Source organism: Okeania sp. SIO2F4, from assembly GCF_010672385.1.
GTDB lineage: Bacteria > Cyanobacteriota > Cyanobacteriia > Cyanobacteriales > Microcoleaceae > Trichodesmium.
Map to the genome: position 1 here is coordinate 1 of NZ_JAAHGT010000695.1, position 5,226 is coordinate 5,226.

4 protein-coding genes are annotated in these 5,226 nt (G+C 40.8%); all 4 read left to right on the forward strand.

The window, feature by feature from the left end; all coding sequences use genetic code 11:
* Positions 1 to 1,237: cysteine desulfurase NifS (gene nifS, locus F6K22_RS30660; RefSeq protein WP_375340212.1), on the forward strand; the 1,237-nt coding region annotated here is incomplete at its 5' end.
* A gap of 415 nt (positions 1,238 to 1,652) precedes the next feature.
* Positions 1,653 to 2,528, forward strand: coding sequence for a Fe-S cluster assembly protein NifU (nifU, locus tag F6K22_RS30665; protein WP_293106940.1), 876 nt, complete (start codon positions 1,653 to 1,655; stop codon positions 2,526 to 2,528).
* A 349-nt stretch (positions 2,529 to 2,877) separates the two neighbouring features.
* Complete coding sequence (gene nifH / locus F6K22_RS30670; protein ID WP_293106942.1) at positions 2,878 to 3,762, forward strand: nitrogenase iron protein; 885 nt, start codon at positions 2,878 to 2,880, stop codon at positions 3,760 to 3,762.
* Between the two features lie 193 nt (positions 3,763 to 3,955).
* The coding region (gene nifD / locus F6K22_RS30675) for a nitrogenase molybdenum-iron protein alpha chain (RefSeq protein WP_293106945.1) at positions 3,956 to 5,226 on the forward strand (1,271 nt) is incomplete at its 3' end.

Here is a 5,226-nt window from a genome sequence, read left to right on the forward strand (position 1 = left end):
TCCTACAAACATCACTTCAAGTATTTACTCAGCTATGCAACAAACCATTTATCTAGACAACAATGCTACCACTAAAGTAGATGAGGCAGTGCTAGAGGAAATGCTGCCCTACCTGAGTCAGTTTTATGGCAACCCCTCTAGTATGCACACTTTTGGCGGACAAGTTGGTAAGGCTGTGAGAAAGGCGCGATCGCAAGTAGCAGCTTTACTCAACGCCGAAGATACAGAAATTATCTTTACCAGTTCTGGTACTGAGGGTGATAATGCTGCTATTCGAGCTGCTCTGACTGCTCAACCTAATAAACGGCATATTATTACTACTCAAGTAGAACACCCGGCAGTTTTAAATCTGTGTAAACATCTGGAGAAACAGGGGTATACAGTTACTTATCTGTCAGTAGATAGCCAGGGAATGATAGATTTAACTGAACTGGAAGCTTCTATTACAGGTAATACTGCTCTAGTTTCAGTTATGTATGCAAATAATGAAACAGGTGTGATTTTCCCCATAGAGCAAATTGGGCAGATAGCTAAGGAATATGGTGCGCTGTTCCATGTTGATGCGGTGCAAGCAGTAGGAAAAGTGCCCTTGGATATGAAGAATAGCACTATAGATATGCTAGCTTTGTCTGGTCACAAGTTGCACGCTCCTAAAGGTATTGCTGCTTTGTATGTACGGCGTGGTACTCGGTTCCGTCCGTTATTAATTGGCGGACATCAGGAACGGGGACGCCGTGCAGGGACGGAAAATGTACCTGGCATTATTGCTCTGGGTAAAGCTTGTGAATTGGCACAAGAGCATTTGGCGCATATCAATAAGGAACGGGAACTACGCGATTATTTGGAAAACGGTATTTTGGCTGCTATTCCTGATTGTGCTGTTAATGGTCATCCTATTCAGAGGTTGCCTAATACTACTAATATTGGCTTCAAGTATATTGAGGGAGAAGCAATATTACTGCATTTGAACCATTATGGTATCTGTGCTTCTTCTGGTTCTGCTTGTACTTCTGGGTCTTTGGAACCGTCTCACGTTTTGCGGGCAATGGGTCTGCCGTATACAGTTTTACATGGCTCAATTCGTTTTTCTCTATCACGGTATACAACCCGCCAAGAGGTTGAAGAAGTGTTAGCAGTAATGCCGACTGTTGTAGAACGTCTGCGAGCGTTGTCACCTTTTAAAAACGACCAAGCGAATTGGTTGCAAGAACGACAAGAGGCAACTGTACAATCTTAAAATTCATAATGTTTTAATGATTGCTACATGTTTGTTTACGCTACTTTTTGTAGCAAAAATAACAGAAAAACTCTGTTGATTCAGCAAGAATGATTGTAGAGGTTAAAGAGGGGTATATCTCACGCTAACAACTCACATAATTGTAACAGAATTAACAGAAAACTTCTCAACAAACCTAGAATATAAGAGTAGAGTTTCTAGGGGGTGTGATTGATTTTTAAAGCTGATTACTTGAAAAGAAAAAAAGAGGAAAAAAGGGGTTGCTTGATTATAAAAAATGTGCAATGATAATAATATCAAGTTTCACCCACCTCTTAAAAAAATAATTTATGACTCTATTAACTGAGTGGTAACTTTCAAGAAAAAGCAGAATTTTTCATCAGTAAAAACTAGGGTGTTCTAAACAATAAGGGCTATGTGGGAATATACAGAAAAGGTAATGGACTTGTTCTATAACCCCCAAAATCAAGGAACCATTACAGACCAAAAAGAGGGGGAAAAGGTAGTTAGCGGAGAGGTAGGCAGTATAGCTTGTGGAGATGCTCTAAGCCTACACCTCAAAGTAAACGAAGCCTCCGGTGAAATCTTAGATGCAAAATTTCAAACCTTTGGCTGTGCTAGTGCAATCGCTTCATCTTCTGCCCTAACGGCAATGCTCAAAGGCAAAACCATAGACGAAGCCATGAAGATTAAAAACCAGGATATTGCGGGATACCTGGGAGGGCTGCCAGAAGAAAAAATGCACTGTTCAGTCATGGGAGAGGAAGCATTAGAAGCAGCAATATTTAAGTATAAAGGAATTGAAGTAGAAGTTCACGAAGAAGACCACGAAGGCGCATTAGTTTGTAGTTGTTTTGCAATTACGGAAAACAAAATTAAGCGAGTTATTCGTGAAAACAATCTCAAAACAGCAGAAGAAGTAACAAACTATGTGAAGGCTGGTGGTGGTTGTGGTTCCTGTCTGGCAGATATTGACGATCTAATCGAATCGGTTTACGAAACGCCAGAACTTACAACACAACAAATTCCTACAACTACTAAAACAGCCACAAAACTCACAAACCTACAAAAAATCACATTAATTCAACAAGTATTAGAACAAGAAGTGAGACCTGTTCTCGCGGAAGATGGAGGAGATGTTGAGTTATTTGATATAGATGGCGATCGCGTCCTAGTAACACTCAAAGGTGCCTGTGGTACTTGCAGTAGTGCAATGGCGACACTAAAAGGAGCGATTGAAGCTACATTGAAAGAACGAGTAAGCGAAAGCATTGTAGTAGAATCAGTTTAAAACAGTTGTCAGTTAACAGTTATCAAGGTGTATCTACTAAGTTTGAAAAAATTAACTGTTGACTGAAATAGACAAATAACCAATAAAACGGGTGCATTAATGACAATTATATACACGCAGGTTATGCCTGCTCAAGCTTTAGGGCGAGCGCCTCCGGGCACTCAATGTTGCTGCTAAACACACACTGTTCTTACATGAACAAAAATCTATGATTGTGATGCTGTAAAGCCAAAAGCCCTAGAAAAAAGCAGCCATCAAACACAAACTCTAAGGAAACCCTATACAGCAAAGAAATCACATTCATTCATATTTTAAAGTCAAACACACTAACAAAACGGAGAAATCTATCATGCGTCAAATTGCATTTTACGGAAAAGGCGGTATCGGTAAATCCACTACTTCTCAAAACACTCTAGCTGCAATGGCTAACCGTCACGGTCAGAGAATTATGATCGTAGGTTGTGACCCTAAAGCTGACTCTACTCGTTTAATCTTAAACGCTAAAGCTCAAACTACTGTACTTCACGTTGCTGCAGAGCGCGGTGCTGTTGAAGACGTAGAACTAGACGAAGTATTGAAAGATGGTTTTGCTGGAATCCGTTGCGTTGAGTCTGGTGGTCCTGAGCCTGGAGTTGGTTGTGCAGGTCGTGGTATTATCACTGCTATCAACTTCCTAGAAGAAGAAGGTGCTTATGCCGATCTAGATTTCGTAAGCTATGACGTACTAGGTGACGTTGTTTGCGGTGGATTTGCAATGCCTATCCGTGAAAACAAAGCTCAAGAAATCTACATCGTATGTTCCGGTGAAATGATGGCAATGTATGCTGCTAATAACATCGCTCGTGGTGTTCTTAAGTATGCTCATGCTGGTGGTGTACGTTTAGGTGGTTTAATCTGCAACAGCCGTAAAGTTGACCGTGAAACTGAGTTAATTGAGAACTTAGCAGCTCGTCTCAACACTCAAATGATTCACTTCGTACCTCGTGACAACGTTGTACAACGCGCTGAAATCCGTCGTATGACTGTTGAACAGTATGCTCCAGAGGATAACCAAGCTCAAGAGTACAATACATTAGCTGAGAAGATTATCAACAACGACAAACTAACTATTCCTACTCCTCTAGAAATGGATGAATTAGAAGAGTTGTTAATTGAATTCGGTCTATTAGGTGACGAAGAAGATCGTCAGAAGCAAATTGCAGAGCAAGATGCAGCTTTAAAAACAGCTAAATAAGCTTAAAATATTCTAGCACAATAGTAGGGGTGTGCTAATCACACCCCATCTCACAACACAAATATTGAGTGGTGAGTCTTGTATTAATCAATTTTGTAGGGGCAGGTTTTGCAGATAATAAAAAAGCACCTGCCTCCACTAATACAAAACTCAAACACTAAAATCTTCCAATATCCAAAAGGAGATATGTAACATGGCATCTGAAAAAATCGAACAGAATAAACAGTTAATTCAAGAGGTATTAGACGCTTATCCTGAAAAAGCTGCTAAGAGACGGAAAAAGCACCTCAATGTTTTAGAAGAAGGATCTGACTGTGGCGTTAAGTCTAATGTTAAATCAGTTCCTGGTGTAATGACAACTCGTGGTTGTGCTTTTGCTGGAGCAAAAGGGGTTGTTTGGGGTCCTGTTAAGGACATGGTTCACATCAGTCACGGTCCAGTTGGTTGCGGTTACTACTCTTGGGCAGGTCGTCGTAACTACTATAACGGTGTAACTGGTGTTGATACTTTCGGTACAATGCAATTCACCTCTGATTTCCAAGAAAGAGATATCGTTTTTGGTGGAGATAAGAAACTCGCCAAAATCATGAACGAAATCGAAGATTTATTCCCTCTGAATGCTGGTATCACAATTGAATCTGAATGCCCAGTGGGTCTAATTGGTGATGACATTGAAGCAGTAGCTAAGAAAGCTGCTAAAGAACTAAATAAGCCAGTTGTACCAGTACGTTGCGAAGGTTTCCGTGGTGTTTCTCAGTCTTTAGGTCACCACATTGCTAACGACACAGTGCGTGACTGGGTATACGAGCCATCTGCAAAGATCACTAACGAAGATATCGGCTTTGAAACTACTCCTTATGACGTATCCTTAATCGCTGATTACAACATCGGTGGTGACGGTTGGAGTTCTCGTTTATTATTAGATGAAATTGGCTTAAGAGTTGTTAGCCAAGCAACAGGTGATGGTACTTATAACGAAGTATTCATGGCTCCTAGGGTGAACCTGAACCTCATCCACTGCTACCGCTCCATGAACTACATCTGCCGTTACATGGAAGAGGAGTATGGTATACCCTGGACTGAATTCAACTTCTTTGGTCCTACTCAAATCGCTAAGTCTCTGCGGAAGATTGCTTCTTACTTCGACGATACAATCAAGGAAAACACAGAGAAAGTAATTGCTCGGTATCAAGAACAAGCTGATGCAGTAATTGCTAAGTATCGTCCTCGTTTAGAAGGCAAGAAAGTAATGATGATGGTTGGTGGTTTACGTCCACGTCACGTTATTCCTGCTTTCGATGATTTAGGAATGGAAGTTATCGGTACAGGTTATGAGTTCGGTCACGGTGATGACTACAAGCGTACTGCTGAATATGCTCAAGAAGGTACTCTAATCTACGATGACGTTAGTGGCTACGAATTTGAAGAATTTGCTAAGAAATTAAAGCCAGACTTAATTGCTTC

What these genes read in the sequence shown, in the direction of transcription:
- nifU (WP_293106940.1), top strand. Translation starts at nt 1,653, where the DNA reads ATGTGGGAATATACAGAAAAGGTAATGGACTTGTTCTATAACCCCCAA.
- nifH (WP_293106942.1), top strand. Translation starts at nt 2,878, where the DNA reads ATGCGTCAAATTGCATTTTACGGAAAAGGCGGTATCGGTAAATCCACT.